Source organism: Vibrio sp. R15-SG3-ISO1B (assembly GCF_059833835.1).
On record NZ_JCBDGG010000002.1, the window covers coordinates 74,719 to 89,639 of the forward strand.

General features: G+C 49.5%; 14 protein-coding genes. 6 read left to right on the top strand and 8 right to left on the bottom strand.

All coding sequences use genetic code 11. The annotated features are described in order from the left end of the window. Nucleotides 1–25 precede the first annotated feature (25 nt). The 5 genes from AC6R0S_RS00575 to torE all read right to left on the bottom strand — a co-directional run bounded on the left by AC6R0S_RS00575 (nucleotide 26) and on the right by torE (nucleotide 6,857). Nucleotides 26–1,768 carry a glycoside hydrolase family 36 protein gene (locus AC6R0S_RS00575; RefSeq protein ID WP_500637019.1) on the bottom strand — a complete coding sequence of 581 codons (1,743 nt, stop codon included), beginning with the start codon at nucleotides 1,766–1,768 and terminating at the stop codon, nucleotides 26–28. A 186-nt stretch (nucleotides 1,769–1,954) separates the two neighbouring features. Continuing rightward, nucleotides 1,955–2,764: a hypothetical protein gene (locus AC6R0S_RS00580; RefSeq protein ID WP_500636997.1), complete on the bottom strand. Its 810-nt coding sequence runs from the start codon at nucleotides 2,762–2,764 to the stop codon at nucleotides 1,955–1,957. Between the two features lie 185 nt (nucleotides 2,765–2,949). Then, nucleotides 2,950–5,412: a trimethylamine-N-oxide reductase TorA gene (torA, locus tag AC6R0S_RS00585; RefSeq protein ID WP_500636998.1), complete on the bottom strand. Its 2,463-nt coding sequence runs from the start codon at nucleotides 5,410–5,412 to the stop codon at nucleotides 2,950–2,952. A 24-nt stretch (nucleotides 5,413–5,436) separates the two neighbouring features. Next, nucleotides 5,437–6,618 (bottom strand): pentaheme c-type cytochrome TorC, encoded by a 1,182-nt coding sequence (gene torC, locus AC6R0S_RS00590; protein WP_334551479.1) that lies wholly within the window; start codon nucleotides 6,616–6,618, stop codon nucleotides 5,437–5,439. A 62-nt stretch (nucleotides 6,619–6,680) separates the two neighbouring features. Further along, the gene (gene torE / locus AC6R0S_RS00595; RefSeq protein WP_500631929.1) at nucleotides 6,681–6,857 is read right to left on the bottom strand and encodes a trimethylamine N-oxide reductase system protein TorE; all 177 of its coding nucleotides are present in this window, start codon (nucleotides 6,855–6,857) and stop codon (nucleotides 6,681–6,683) included. Between the two features lie 429 nt (nucleotides 6,858–7,286). Here torE and AC6R0S_RS00600 point away from each other — a divergent pair, with 429 nt between their 5' ends. From AC6R0S_RS00600 to AC6R0S_RS00610, 3 genes are all read left to right on the top strand, one after another. Then, entirely contained in the window at nucleotides 7,287–8,087 is an 801-nt protein-coding gene (locus tag AC6R0S_RS00600; protein WP_500636999.1) for an ABC transporter permease, read from the top strand. 188 nt (nucleotides 8,088–8,275) lie between these two features. Continuing rightward, nucleotides 8,276–8,407, top strand: a complete 132-nt coding sequence (locus AC6R0S_RS00605; RefSeq protein WP_487902670.1) for a hypothetical protein — start codon at nucleotides 8,276–8,278, stop codon at nucleotides 8,405–8,407. A 245-nt stretch (nucleotides 8,408–8,652) separates the two neighbouring features. Continuing rightward, nucleotides 8,653–8,886 (top strand): TIGR02647 family protein, encoded by a 234-nt coding sequence (locus tag AC6R0S_RS00610; protein ID WP_334550984.1) that lies wholly within the window; start codon nucleotides 8,653–8,655, stop codon nucleotides 8,884–8,886. Here the strand turns inward: AC6R0S_RS00610 and AC6R0S_RS00615 are convergent. Beyond that, nucleotides 8,883–9,653, bottom strand: coding sequence for a substrate-binding periplasmic protein (locus AC6R0S_RS00615; RefSeq protein WP_500637000.1), 771 nt, complete (start codon nucleotides 9,651–9,653; stop codon nucleotides 8,883–8,885). The two genes, AC6R0S_RS00610 and AC6R0S_RS00615, sit on opposite strands and share 4 nt — an antisense overlap. A gap of 243 nt (nucleotides 9,654–9,896) precedes the next feature. Here AC6R0S_RS00615 and AC6R0S_RS00620 point away from each other — a divergent pair, with 243 nt between their 5' ends. Together AC6R0S_RS00620 and AC6R0S_RS00625 are read left to right on the top strand one after the other, a co-directional pair. Beyond that, a complete protein-coding gene (locus AC6R0S_RS00620) occupies nucleotides 9,897–10,718 on the top strand; it encodes an NAD-dependent epimerase/dehydratase family protein (protein ID WP_500637001.1) in 822 nt (273 codons plus the stop codon). Nucleotides 10,719–10,726: 8 nt separating this feature from the next. Then, nucleotides 10,727–11,353 carry a YdcF family protein gene (locus AC6R0S_RS00625; protein ID WP_500637002.1) on the top strand — a complete coding sequence of 209 codons (627 nt, stop codon included), beginning with the start codon at nucleotides 10,727–10,729 and terminating at the stop codon, nucleotides 11,351–11,353. Between the two features lie 76 nt (nucleotides 11,354–11,429). On the opposite strand, the gene clpA is transcribed toward AC6R0S_RS00625, so the two are convergent. Together clpA and clpS are read right to left on the bottom strand one after the other, a co-directional pair. After that, nucleotides 11,430–13,700 carry an ATP-dependent Clp protease ATP-binding subunit ClpA gene (gene clpA, locus AC6R0S_RS00630; protein WP_334550990.1) on the bottom strand — a complete coding sequence of 757 codons (2,271 nt, stop codon included), beginning with the start codon at nucleotides 13,698–13,700 and terminating at the stop codon, nucleotides 11,430–11,432. 43 nt (nucleotides 13,701–13,743) lie between these two features. Further along, the gene (clpS, locus tag AC6R0S_RS00635; RefSeq protein WP_334550991.1) at nucleotides 13,744–14,064 is read right to left on the bottom strand and encodes an ATP-dependent Clp protease adapter ClpS; all 321 of its coding nucleotides are present in this window, start codon (nucleotides 14,062–14,064) and stop codon (nucleotides 13,744–13,746) included. Nucleotides 14,065–14,602: 538 nt separating this feature from the next. On the opposite strand from clpS, the gene cspD reads away from it, so the two are divergent. Further along, on the top strand, nucleotides 14,603–14,824 hold the full coding sequence (cspD, locus tag AC6R0S_RS00640) for a cold shock domain-containing protein CspD (protein WP_334550993.1): 222 nt from the start codon (nucleotides 14,603–14,605) through the stop codon (nucleotides 14,822–14,824). The last annotated feature ends 97 nt before the right edge of the window (nucleotides 14,825–14,921 follow it).

The following is a 14,921-nucleotide window of genomic DNA, read 5'->3' on the forward strand; positions in this document are numbered from 1 at the left end:
ATGGGGGAATATGTAGCGTAAAGCATCAAGACGGGGCGGTAATGATCGCGCGGCTCGATAAGCCCGCCTCAAGCGTCACTTCAATCACTTGCTCAGGCTCAGCGGTCAGCTTCTCGCCACTCCAATAATCAAACCAATACACTGGGTAATCGGAGGTCAGCGTGACTTCTCGGCCGGTTTGGTGGTAGTTAAATAAGCAGTGTAAGTCGTTACGCTCAGTCAGTTTCAAAAACCCATGATGAAGGTTAAACGCGGTAAACTTGGCGGCGTCTTGATTGTGGTTGTGTCGCATCACCAGTTTCGCTAGGGTCTTTTTCGCGAATGTGGTGAGATCCGGTAGAGGGTCGCCAGAGAGCAGTAATCCGCCACTGGCTAATAACACATCACGATGGAATTCATACGCTTGACGTTCCGCTGCCTGATTGGGCAACGAGACCAACGTCGCGCAATCGGGGTCGATTTGCCACAGTTTGCGATGCTGCCAACTGCGGTAGAAGGTCTCTTTGGCGATTTGTTCAAATCGCCTTGGGTCTCGCTCGACATCATCGGATACGCGCATCGCATCTACCATGCCTAGCGACGGCCACATTGGGGCATTGCAGCCCAGTAGCCACGCATCGCCTGCCCCTTGAGCAATGGCATCCATCCCCATTCGGTAGGCTTCCACCCCAGTAATGCCTGACTGCCAACGGTGACCTTTTAACGCTCCCCAATAGTTAGCATCAAGCTTAAACAGCTCAATCCCCCACTCTTCACGCATGGTCTTAAACACATGGGTGAGATGATCTTGCACATCCGAGTGAGTCGTATCGAGCAGATACCAAGGCGTACATCGCCAGCCCGCATAGGTGACGTCTTCTGCTTTCATGATCTGGCCATTGTCATGGGTGACAAACCAATCTGGATGCTGGCGAAAAATGGTTGAGTTGCCCTCGGCAATAAAAGGCGCGACCCAAATCGCAGGCTTTTTGCCGCTGCGCTTTATCTCCTCAATCAAGGACGCAAGCCCAGACGGAAACTGCTCAGATGGCGAAAGCCAATCGCCCATAAACGCTTGATAGCCATCATCAATTAACACGTACTCGAGCGGCTTAATGTTCTCTTTCATGCAGCGCACATTGTCGCGAATCTGCTGCTCTTTGACTTGCGCATAATAGGCATACCAAGAGCACCAGCCCAGCGGCGAGACACCATCAACACCTGCACGCGGTGGATGATGTTCGGCAATGCAGTCACTGAAGGTTTCATACAGTCCGGAAAGTGAAGAGCCTTGTAGCACAACAACCGATTCGAGTTCGCTATAGCTCCAATCACTAGGGTGGGTATTCTCACCATCAATGTAAGCCGTGAGGGTACGCGTACCCTTCTGCTCTCTCACCTCAAAATAGCCGGCGAAACGCCGACAAGAGGTAAAACCAAACAAGGTGTAGCCCAGCGAGTCTTCGACCACCAGATAGTTGTAATAGCGTTTAGGTTCGTTGGAGCCATAGAGCCGATAGCTCGCGCTGTTGTCGGGGCAGCGACCGATATCCACCGGCTTGTCGATGGTGCCGGTGGTTTGAGCGAGCATTTGAAAGCCATCACCAAGTACCGTTGCCTGACGCTCAAACTGAAAATCAGTTGAGAACAGTGCGTAGTGTGAGCCGAATGGATCATTACTTAAGCCTTGGAAGCGAAAGTGGACTTCGTTGCCCTCTGCCACCGCATCAAGATCGCGGCTCGGCACATACAGCACCTGCTCGTTATCTAATCGAATCACTTGGCCCATCTCGTTACCTCTCACCACAACGATTGACATTACAGCACTGCTCACCGTGCCTGTCTAACCAACAAATCTATTGCAAATCACACTTTTATCACTATATGTGATGGTTTTTGTTTTCGCCAAATTTCGGCGCAACGAAAAATGCCGCTTCACAGGAAGCGGCATTGACCATACAAAACGCATTGAACGTTAGAACTGGTAGTTAAATTCGATGCGGTGATCGCCTTTCGCGTAGTTGACGTTCTCGTTCCAGTTGGCAAAGTAACGAACGTTGGCGCGTGGGTTGATTTGGTAAGAGACCGCCGCTTCGTGCGCGTACAGGGTATCTTCACCTGCACCAAAAGCATTGTCTTTGTAGAAGCTTGAGCCAGACATGGTGCCTAGGTACATTGGGTTGTAGTTGATCCAGATGCTCTCAGTCACTTCGATTTTGCTGTACATACCCACAACATAGAATGTGCCGTGAATGTCCCAGCGATCTTGCGCTTGGTTATCTGTCGCAGCTTGGCGATTTTCACCAAATGCGACGCCCGCTCCTGCCAATGGGTAGAAGTTTACCGGGCCCATTTTAGGCAACGCTTGAATAAAACTGTAAGAGACGCTGCCTTGAGTACCCATTGCCTCGCCGTTTGGCGTTGTGTTTTGGAATCCAAGATTCACGTCCACCTGCGAGCCACGACCGTTAGTCATATCCACGCTGAAGTGGCGGTAGCGTAAACTATCGATGCTGTTGTCGTTGTCTGAACGTGTGCCGCCATTCCAGCCAAGATCTTCACCAAGGAAGCCTTTCACCTCTGCGATGTGCATCGCCATCGTGGTTGGATTGCCGGTGTCGTACGCTTGACCGAGTTTCAGGTTCAGACCTTTGTCGGTATAACCGACACCCGCCTGGGTATAGACCGCCAACGGATCCGACATGTCCTGCACATCTTCATTGGCTACTGCATTAAAGTGCACCAACGCCAACGCGCTCAGTGCGAATAGAGGTTTGTTGCTCATCGCCATCTCCACAAAGTTGTTCAGCGATGTCCCTTTCACTGATTATTGGAATTAAACGTGGCGAATTATGCGGTTATCGTGCTCGAACTGATAGGAATAACCATTATTCCCAAAACAGGGAGTTATCAGGTCACCAAAATAGGAAAAGACCAGCGCGATGCTGGTCTTTGCTGGCTACATGGGTGCTACATGACCTCAATAGGCCCGCCGAAGGCGGTCACTGGCGGTAATGTGCCGCTGTATTTTTCGAAGTCCACCAGACAAGTGTTGGCAGAGGTCGCTTGCGCTAGCTCAGAGGACGGGATGTCTTGAGTCAGCGTATTCGGATCGCCGTAGGTATCCAACGCGCCCACTTTTTCGTTGAGTGGCCCATACCATGCGCCCTCTTCGATACGTACCACGCCTGGGGCGTAGCTATCGGTCAACACGGCGCCAGCAAGTAGCTGACCTCGGCCGTTGAACACTCGAACCACATCGCCCTCTTTGATGCCTTTGCGTTTAGCATCGGTTGGGTTGATGTAGATAGGCTCACGCCCTTGCACCGCGTAGGTCGCACGAAACGCTTCTGATTCACACATCTGTGAGTGCAGACGCTTGTCCGGATGGCACGATTGTAGCCAGTAAGGGTACTGCTCTGAACCAGGGCCGCCGTGCGAGCGCTCGGATTTTTCAAACCACATCGGGTGTTCTTGGCAGAACTCATAGCCCATATTACCGATAGTGCGGCTGGTGATTTCAATAAAGCCCGATGGCGTGCCCAGCGCGTTGATTTCCGGGTCTTCACGGAACGAAGCGTGACGAACCCAAGGTTGACCTTGACCAAAATCGAGGAAACCTTGCTGCCAGAACACGTCAAATTCAGGCATGTCAAACTTGCCTTTGTTGGCTTCACGGCAGTTATCATAGAGCGATTTTACCCACTCCATCTCGCTCATACCACGCGTGTAATCCTCAGAACGACCCCAACGGCGCGTCAGTTCCGTCATGATGTCAAAGTCGGTTTTCGACTGGAACAACGGATCAACCAGCTTATGCATAGCGATTAAGCCACGGCCAGAGTACGCACCGTAACCATCAATATCGTTACGCTCAAACTGAGTACAGGCGGGCAAGACGATGTCAGCGTGACGGCAAGTGGCCGTCCAAGCAAAGTCAATCGCTACCACGGTTTGCAGTGTTTTGAACGCTTGGCGCATTTTGTTGCGGTCTTGATGGTGATGCCAAGGGTTGTTGCCACTGAACACCATCATTTTGATGTCGGGCAGAGTGACCACAGCACCATTGGCGTTGATCTGCTTACCCGGCTCGAGCAAGGCATCCACCCAACGCGCCACCGGAATCACGCGGCTATAGCCGTTGAAATCTTGATTGGTATGTTTCGGCTCTTGACCTTGATCGATGTTGAGCGGAAACGATCCTGGCGCGGCAAATCCCGTCGAGGATACACCGATACCTGAGTAATGGTGGCCGTAAGAGATACCGCCACCAGGCAAACCAATCTGCCCCACCATTGCAGCAATCACGGCGCACATCCAATATGGCTGCTCACCGTGCTCCTGACGTTGGATACTCCAACCGACCAAAATCTGAGTGCGGCCATTCACAAGCATACGCGCAAATTGGCGAATCTCGTCGGCGGATGCGCCGCAAATCTCTGCCGCCCACTCGGGTGTTTTTTCGACCTTGTCTTTAGTCTTACCTTGCACGTAGTCAATAAACTCTTCAAAACCGAGGCAGTAGGTATCAATGAAGGCTTTGTCGTACAGATCTTCGTTGTACAGCACGTGCGCGATTGCAAGCATAAAAGGCACATCCGTTTGCGGGTGGATGTATTGCAACTCATTACCTAGATAGCGCGCAGTTTTGTTGCGTACTGGATCAACGGAGATGACATTGACGCGCTTCTGCGCGACTTTTTCTTTCAACTGCTCAAGATAGGCAAACGACTCGTGCGTTTCACATGTCCAGCCCACTTGTAGGTTTTTGACCGGATCGTTACCCCACAACACGATGTTGTCGCTGTTTTCGAGGATCAGATCCCATGATGTGCCTTGCGCGTACACCTCGGTGGAACCCAACACATAAGGCAAAATAGTTTGCCCCGCGCCGGTTGAATAGTCGCCGACCTTTTTCACGGAGTAACCATGCAAACCCATCGCACGCTGCATATGGTTGTTACAGCTGTGCATCTGACCGGTTTGACGCCAACCAGTTTGTCCAGTGTGCAAAGCCCAAGGGCCATACTCTTTTTGCACGCGTTCCAACTCACGATAGAAGAGATCCAGAGCCTCATCCCAAGTGACTCGAACAAAACGGTTGTTGCCGCGTGTATCGGTCGAGTACTTATGCTTTTTCAACCAATCCAAACGCACCATAGGGTAGCGTACACGAGAGGGGCTGTAGATGATCCCTTTGATGCCATTTAGCATATCGGTTGGGTACTTATCGACTTCAAGCGGCTTGATTTCTTGTACTTTCCCGCCCCAGATACGGGCGCGAAATGCGCCCCAGTGTGAGCCAGATACCTTCCAGGTACCCTCCACTTCTCCGGCGTGCGCCGCAGCCGACGTCAATAAGCTCGGCCCAATCAAGGAGGCAGCACTGGTTCCCGCGACACCTTTTAGAAAACTTCTTCTTGTGATTGCCATTATTTGTTACTCCATTGCCGCGAATTAGTGGTGACCATCTGAGAAATCAGAAGAGTGTTTTTGCAGGTATTTGAGCACTAAGGCTTCGGTATCAGTGTCAAAGTTGACGAAGGCAATCATGCCATCGAGCATCCCCACCCAGCCATTGGCACTAAAGTGCGCCTCATCAGGCTGCGTATGACACGTCGAGCAGTTGGTTTGATACGCTTGGCCGGCAGCGCTCCAAATCGGCTCGAAATCCGAGACCATCGACTCTTTTTTCATCCACAAGTCCACGGCCACTTTTTCCCATGGCAAACCCGTGAGTTCGTCTTCTTTGCTTTCCCCTGTCACCACTTGGTCACCTTGAGAAACATCACGCGTCAAAATGGCCGTTGAGATGTTCATACCAAAATCTTCTTGAATGACACGTCCAAAGCCTTTCGCCTTACGCCAGCCGTCGATCTCTACTTTGATCATGTCGCCCTTTGTTTCCACAATTGCCACTTGGCTTGCTGGGCTAAGTAGGCCCGCTTCGGTGGTCGCGCTTTCGTCGGTATAGAGAGGCAAGTGACGAATCGAAACCACAGAGTTGCCCACATTGTATGAGGTGCCGTTAGCGACCTGTTCAAGATCCCCCACAATGCCGCTCGCCGCTTCCATATTGTTCGGTAAGTGGTGCGCAATGCCTTTGTGACAATCCACACAGCTTTGATCGCGCTCAGCCGCGGATTGCATTTGAATGCGCGCGGTTGGCGACATCAAATCAAAATCCATCGATTCGTAGTTGTGACAGTTTTTACACTCCAGTGATCCATTGGCCGAGAAACGGTCCCATTCGTGACGGGCTAACTCAAGACGGCGCGCTTCAAATTTCTCAGGCGTATCGAGATCACCAAACACCTGCGCAAACACCTCTTTGGAGGCCTGCATTTTACGTGCAATTTTATCCGTCCAGTTGTGAGGTACGTGACAGTCAGGACAGGTTGCGCGAACCCCTGAATGGTTTTTCCAGTGCACGGTTTCTTGCAGCTCAACATAGACGTTGTCACGCATGGTGTGACAACTGATACAGAACTCTTCGGTGTTGGTCGCTTCTAGCGCTGTGTTGAATCCACCCCAGAAAATCACCCCAGCAATAAAGCCACCCATGGTGAGCACACCTAGGCTGATATGAACTGCAGGGCGAGTCATGGTTCGCCACAGCTTAACAATTAGTGCTTTCATCATTCTTTCTCTTTCATCTTATTCTTAACGTCAGTGATGGTTCTTGGTTTAACCGTGCGTCATTAACCGTGCGTTCCCGGTGGTCCCATGAAAAAGACCTGTAGCATCCAGACGATGAATCCGTATCCACCCACCAGTACGACACTCAACACGGGGAAAAGAATCACTGTGATGAAGAGGAACGATTTCCACTCCAAGGAGCGCTTTTCGCCACTCTCTATTTTCTTAACATTACTCATACATTTGCCTGCCCTGTCACTGATGCTCACTTTGAGCGCTGATCGATACGCACAAATTTCGTACAACTGATAGACGTAATGGTAGACCACACATTCTGTGGGGTTCAATCGAATTCAAGCCCATCACAGCGACTATTCGACACTTTTTTGAGCTGACACAGAGATGTGATGGATTGCGATTTTATGTGTTAAATAAGGTGCATTTGTGAAGAAATATGAACAAGAAGAAAGAGTTAAAAAACGGTTACTCACATAACATTTCACTTTCAAACTGGCTTAAAAAACGTAAGCCTGAGCGCTCAACTTCCCAACAAATTGTTAAATTATTATTAGTGAGAAACGGGAATTACGGGCTCAATCCGAGCGCAGCGGCCAATCTGTCACAATGAACGCAATGGTGTAGAATAAACGCGAATATGGAGATGAATAATGAGCAGTGTGGTGGATATTCCTTGGCCCATTCTTGGGCTGTTTTTTCTTACTTTGAGCGTTCCGCTCTCTATCAGTCGCTACTATCAACTGAACATTGGCAAAGATGCGCTCATAGGCGTCGCGAGAATGACGCTGCAACTGGCCCTGGTTGGGGTCTATCTCGAATACCTGTTTGAACTCAATAGCCCGCTGGTCAATGTGCTCTGGCTCGCCGTGATGATTTTGATTGGCGCCAGTTCCATCATCAACAAAGCGCGTTTACCTCGCCGGCCATTGATGGCGGTCGTCACCACAAGCCTCATCGTCGGCCTGACGCCAGTGTTGCTGATTATCACCGCTTTGGTCGTGAGACCCACGCCGTTTTATCACGCTCAGTACTTAATTCCGCTCGCTGGCATGCTTCTGGGCAACAGTTTGAGCGGCAATATCGTCGCGCTGCAACATTTTTACACCGCCTTTGAGCAGCGCAATTCAGAGTACCAAGCGGCGATCTCACTGGGCGCGCCACCCAGCTTTGCTACCCTGCCTTTTGTTCGCGAAGCGATTCAAAAATCCGTGGCACCCACATTAGCCTCAATGACCACCAGCGGACTGGTGACGTTACCAGGGATGATGACTGGTCAAATTTTAGGCGGAGCAAGCCCTATCATTGCGATCAAATACCAAGTGATGATCATGGTAGCGATATTTGTCATGATGACCATCTCCATTACCACCACGCTTCGGCTGAATATTGCGGTCAACTTTACCCAATCGGGTCAAACACGGGTCAAAAGGATCGAGCCTGAACAGGAATAGATCTTATCCACAGATTCTGTGGATAACCGTGGTGATACCTAGCCTTGGTCGAGACGAAAAACGTAAATTTTGACGATTATAGAAAAATTCCTTTACTTTCATCCGAGTATGATTTATTTCGATAACTGTAATAAACAGGTCACAAAATGACCATAGGATGCAATCGGTAACTGCAAAGGAGTGTTGTTATGATAGTTAATCCATTACACCAAGTGTGCGATCAAGAAGAGGTAGGCAGTGAAGAGCTGCGTGATTGGCTGGTCTCTTTGCCCAAAGAACTGCTGCCATTTGATGAGCCCTATCATCAAAGCCTCGATTAATCAGAGACGATACGAAAAAACCTAGCGCGAGCTAGGTTTTTTGACTCAACTAAACATCCAGACGGTGTTTCTAAATGTGATCAAATTCAAGCACTAAAAATAAGGAAATAAGATTTAGCTTTCAGAAGTGATCATTGGCCACTAAAAAAGAGTGGTTGAGCTAACAAAACTCGCCGCAAGGCGTTGTTCTAACGGGGCTGGGCGCTTATGGTGAGATCGACGATAGAAACAGAAGGAAACCGTCTATGAAATACTCCAGCGAGCACCTTTCTGAACTGAATCTCTTACTTCAGTTCGATATCAGCAGCGCAGCGACTGGCATCAAAGTGCACCACGAGGCGTCGCAAGAGATGCAATCCGCGGTGGCTCGTCTGTATCAAAAGGGGCTTTGTACGCTACCTGATGGTGGCTACCTGACGGACGAAGGCATTGAAGTGGCCGAGCACGCTGATAAGATTCTTCGAGTGCTGTGCAGCTAATTATCCGCCACGGGTAACTGAGTCACGTTACCCGGTTCTTGTTGTCTTTTCTGAACACTGGCCGCGATCGACAGTGGATCGACTTTGGCGAGGCCTTGATTAAAGATGTCTCGCCACTTGCGCCCCTCTTCACTGTTGTTAAACGCCAAAAAGAGATCTTTTTCTGCCAATAAGGTGGGGTTCATTCGCAACCGCTTTGATAATAAGGCAGAGCGAGAATCACGCCGAATCAAAAAATCGAGCACATTGGCATCAATCACCGCCGCATCCAATCGCCCTTTTGCCACTTTATAGACATTACGTAAATCATCGAGTGTCTCTTCCACTGTGAGGGAGCCGGAAGCGACCATCTGATCAAATTCTGGTGTATTGACATAGCCTTTCACGGTTCCAAGGCGGTATTGAGTGAGATCGCTGAGTGTGCTCCAACGAATGGGGGATTGGGTATTTTCCACCAGCCCTAGCGGACCGCGACCAATCGGGTCTGAAAACACAAACTCTTGTGTATCAAAATAATATTCGGGGAAGTAACCGATGTACTGGGCTTTGCGACTGGCCGTCGTCACCGTTCTGACCCAAGGCTTGAACTCAACCACTAACTGGTAGCCCATGGCGGCAAACGCTTCCTTGGCAATGGCGACGGAGACACCCTGCTCAATCATCTCTTCACCTGAATACGGTGGCCAGTTGAGTGACGTCATCACGACACGTTTATTAGCCTGTACCTGCCATGTCAGTAACAACAGAGCAAACCACCACTTGATCATCTTACCTTCCTTTTTCAACGCCTTCGCAGCCATCGCTATTCAAGCCAGTGACATCCAAGGTTTGGCGCCCATTGCCAACCCATTGTCTCACTTTTAATAATAGCGTGATTGACTCAATTCGCTAGATTCATTTTAGCCAACACCTCTGCGTGGCCTTGCGATACGGTTGCGAACACTTTCACAATGCTTTTCATTGCACCTAACGCAAGATAGAGTAAAGGAAACAAATGAAGGAAGGATGTCATGAGTCATATAGCGGTTATTGGCGGCGGATGGTTAGGTCGCCCACTTGCTCAATACTTGGAATCCATTGGCCATCAGGTGTCGGTCAGCCGCACCAGTAAGGCAGGGGCAGATGAGCTCAAAGCAGCGCACCTCGATGGCTTTATCTGCCAGCTCGAGAGTCCGCAGTCTGAGGTGGAACGCTCACTCAGCGCGATTCAACCTTCGATCGTGATCGGTTGTTTTCCGCCAGGTTTTCGTAAAGGTAAGGGTGATGAATACGCCGAGCAGTGGAAAAAACTCGCCACAGCCTGTGTCAATATCGGGGTCAACAAGCTGGTAATGGTCAGCTCGACCACGGTTTACCCATCAGTGGCGAAAGAGATGTATGAGGACGACGCGACGTTAGCATTGGCCAATACGCACAGTACCTTTTCTGACAATGCCAAAATCATGCTCCGTGCTGAGCAACACGTTCAAGATTCTGGGTTGCGTTTTGCCATCGTTCGTTGCAGCGGTCTTATTGGCCCTGAGCGTCACCCTTCTCGATTTGCAGCCAAGCTTCGCCAAGTCAGTCGCCTTGCGCCCGCTAATATGATTCACCTACTCGATGCCATAGGTGCAGTCAGTTTTGCAGCTCTGCATGACAACAATATGGTAGTCAATGCCACGACGCCTAATACCGTGAGCAAAGCGCAATTTTATCAAACTGCGTTAGAAAGAGCTGGGCTGTCAGAGCCCCTACCACCGATTGTCGACGTGGAAGATAAACGGATTATGGCGGACCGTTTGCTAGAGCTCGGTTACCGTTTTCATTTCCAACATACGCTAGAGGCGCTGTGAGTCACACCATGAGACTGTATCAACATCTTGAGCACCTATGGGCGTATATGAGACTCAACCAGCCATTAGAGCGTTGTGACGGTTTGTTGGTTCTCGGCAGTAACGATGTGCGTGTTGCAGAGCACGCCGCAAAGCTCTACCTCGACGGCTGGGCCAAGACGGTAATCTTCAGCGGCGGTGCCGGGCGCTTGACGCAGGGTCTGTTTGCCGACAGTGAAGCCGACACCTTTGCTCAAATTGCCATCGATATGGGCGTTCCACGCCGTGATATTGTGATAGAAAGCCAAGCCACGAATACCGGCGAAAACCTGCTGTTTAGTGCTGAAAAGCTCCAACGATTGAACATTCAGCTCGATTCGATTCTATTGGTACAAAAACCGTATATGGAGCGGCGCTGCTATGCTGCGTTTTTAAAACAGTGGCCTCTACCCTATCGGCAGGTGTTCGTCACTTCGCCGGCATTAACAGTCTGGGACTATTTCAATGAAGAGATTGACCTTGACACCACAGTGCGGGCAATGCTTGGCGATTTCGAGCGAATAAAAACCTATCCACAGCTTGGGTTTCAGGTCGAGCAAGTGGTGCCAGATTCCGTCGAACAGGCGTATCGTGCACTCAAAGCCATCTTTGATTGAACGACAGTTTAGCCTCATAGCAAAACAACAAGGCCAGATCGCGATGATCTGGCCTTGGTATTATTCGTGTTTGGATTTAGTGTACCGCTTCTTCTTGCTCGCCTAAGTATTTGAAGGTCAGCGCGTCGCCATCAAGGTCGACTTTCACTGTGCCACCGTTAACTAAGGAGCCAAAGAGCAGCTCGTTCGCCAAAGGTTTCTTCAACTGCTCTTGGATCACGCGGCCCATTGGACGTGCACCCATCGCCTTATCGTAACCTTTGAGCGATAGCCAGTGACGAGCATCATCAGAGACTTCCAACGACACGCCGCGTGCATCCAGCTGAGCTTGCAATTCAACGATGAACTTATCAACCACCTGATGAATAACATGTTCATCCAGGCTGTTAAACCAGATGATGTTATCCAAGCGATTTCGAAACTCAGGTGTAAAGACCTTCTTAATTTCTGCCATCGCATCATGGCTGTGATCTTGCTGAATGAGACCGATGGATTTCTTCTCGGTTTCTTTCACGCCCGCATTAGTGGTCATCACAAGAATCACGTTACGAAAATCCGCTTTACGGCCATTGTTGTCCGTCAGTGTGCCGTTATCCATCACTTGCAGTAACAAGTTGAAGATATCTGGATGCGCTTTTTCAATCTCATCCAGCAAGACAACGGAGTGTGGATGTTTAATAACCGCATCGGTCAACAAACCGCCTTGATCGTAGCCAACGTAACCTGGAGGCGCACCGATTAAACGGCTCACCGAATGACGCTCACCATACTCAGACATATCAAAACGAAGCAGTTCGATACCCATGAGTTTAGAAAGCTGCACAGTGACCTCGGTTTTACCCACCCCGGTTGGGCCCGCAAACAAGAAAGAACCGACCGGTTTGTTGTCGTTACCTAGCCCAGCGCGAGTCAGCTTAATCGCCTCACTCAAGGCATCTATGGCATCGTCTTGACCAAACACCAACATCTTCATCTTCTCATCCAAGTTCTGCAAAATTTCTTTGTCAGAAGAGGAGACGGATTTCTCTGGGATGCGCGCCATTTTAGCGACCATCGCCTCGATGTCGGCCACACCGACGGTTTTCTTACGACGACTGGCTGGGGCTAAGCGGCTGCGCGCGCCCGCTTCATCAATGACGTCAATCGCTTTGTCTGGCAAGTGACGCTCGTTGATGTATTTTGCCGACAATTCAACCGCGGCACGCAAGGCTTTGTTGGTGTAACGCACTTCGTGGTGCGCTTCATATTTGGGTTTCAGTCCCATCAAGATCTTGGTGGTATCATCAAGCGAAGGTTCCACCACGTCAATTTTTTGGAAGCGACGCGACAACGCTCGCTCTTTTTCAAAGATGTTGCTGTACTCTTGGTACGTAGTGGAGCCAATACAGCGTAACTTGCCACTGCTGAGGAGCGGTTTGATGAGGTTGGCGGCGTCCACTTGACCACCAGACGCCGCACCCGCACCGATGATGGTGTGAATCTCATCGATAAATAGGATGGCATCTTGCTCTTTTTCAAGCTGCTTTAAGATGGTTTTGAAACGTTTTTCAAAATCACCGCGGTATTTGGTGCCCGCCAGCAGCGAGCCGATATCGAGCGAGTAGATCACGCTGTTGGCGATGATTTCAGGCACTTGCCCTTCGACGATTCTCCACGCCAAGCCTTCCGCGATCGCCGTTTTACCAACGCCCGCTTCACCCACCAACAGTGGGTTATTTTTACGTCGGCGACACAGGACTTGGATAGTCCGTTCTAACTCTTTATCGCGCCCAATCAATGGGTCAATTTGGCCTTGCTTCGCCACTTGATTGAGGTTAGTCGCGAAACTTTCTAGACGTTCTTCAGAGCCTGACTCTTCGACACTGTCACTGCCAAAGGAATCCGATGAAGAGGACTCATCACCCGAACTGGACGCTTTGGTAATGCCGTGAGAGATAAAGTTGACGATGTCCAACCGGCTGATGTCGTTTTTCTTCAACAGATAAGCAGCATGGGATTCTTGCTCGCTAAAGATAGCAACGAGAACATTCGCGCCAGTCACTTCGCTGCGACCAGACGATTGCACGTGAAAAACGGCTCGCTGCAGCACACGCTGGAAGCTCAACGTTGGCTGCGTTTCACGGGTTTCGTCGTTATCAGGAATCAGGGGGGTGGTTTGATCGATGAAAATGTCCAACTCGGCACGAAGTGCATCGATGTCAGCCTGGCAGGCTTTCAATGCCTCTCGCGCAGCATCATTTTCTAACAATGCTAGCAGGAGGTGCTCGACGGTCATAAACTCATGTCGTTTGTCACGTGCACGTGAGAACGCGCCGTTTAGACTCGACTCTAATTCTTTGTTCAGCATAAGTACCTCCTAAATAGAACAACGATGGTTGCTCGAACAAACGTTACGCTTGTTCCATTGTACAAAGCAGGGGATGCTCATTTTCCTTGGAATACATTGTGACTTGCGCCACTTTGGTTTCAGCGACTTCCGCGGTGTAGGTGCCGCAGACCGCTTTACCTTCATAATGCACTTTGAGCATCACCTGAGTTGCCTTATCAATATCCATAGAGAAAAAACGCTCTAGGATTTCGATGACAAAGTCCATGGGGGTGTAATCATCATTGTTCAATACAACGTTATACATGGACGGTGGCTTAATTTCTGTTCTTTCTTGCTCCAGTAAGTCAGAATCTGGAGTCACCCATTCAAACTGCTTGCTCATGACTCTTCAACAATTAGGTTTATCTGGTTTCAGTTTACCACTTCATGGAAGAGAAGTTTTAGATTTTGCTCTTGTAATTTAGACCATTTAAGCACAACAAAAATTTCACGCTTACTTAGAGACTAATCCACCATTTCCAAGCCTGCAAATAAAAGATTTTTATTCTCTCAAGCCCTCTATCTGATTGATTAAAAAGAAGCCAAAATCGCTAAATTGTCAAAATCACCCCATAGACTAGAAATTGAAAACCGTTGCAAAAATGTAAATCTCAAAAGTGATTTGTTTGCAAATATGTAGAGTGTAATACGTTTTTTCTATTGACTGTGTTCAATCATTGGCTACATTGGTCAAATAGTGAGTAAAAATTTGGCAGCGGCTGAATGGAAATTCACTTTTTGTTTACACGTCACATTTTGACAACATTCCGCGCTAGACGGTCATCAAATGGCAACAGGAATGGCGGCAGTATAGAGCGGAGTTGAAATCGGTCGTGTAACCACCAACAACGTCAGTAAACAATGCATGAGGGATGTATAGCATGGCTACAGGTACAGTAAAATGGTTTAACAATGCCAAGGGATTTGGTTTTATCTGTCCAGAAGGTGAAGAGAGTGATGTGTTTGCGCACTACTCAACCATTCAAATGGATGGGTATCGTACTCTGAAAGCAGGCCAACAAGTCAATTTTGAAGTGGAAGAAGGTCCCAAAGGCTACCACGCTAGCGTGGTGACACCAGTGGACGCTCAACCAGCTAAATAACCGCTGCCAAAAAACTTCGCCCGATTCTTCGGTGCCGCAAATCTAACGCAATAAAAAACCCGCTCAGTCAGCGGGTTTTTGTTTATCGGCTCGCCAG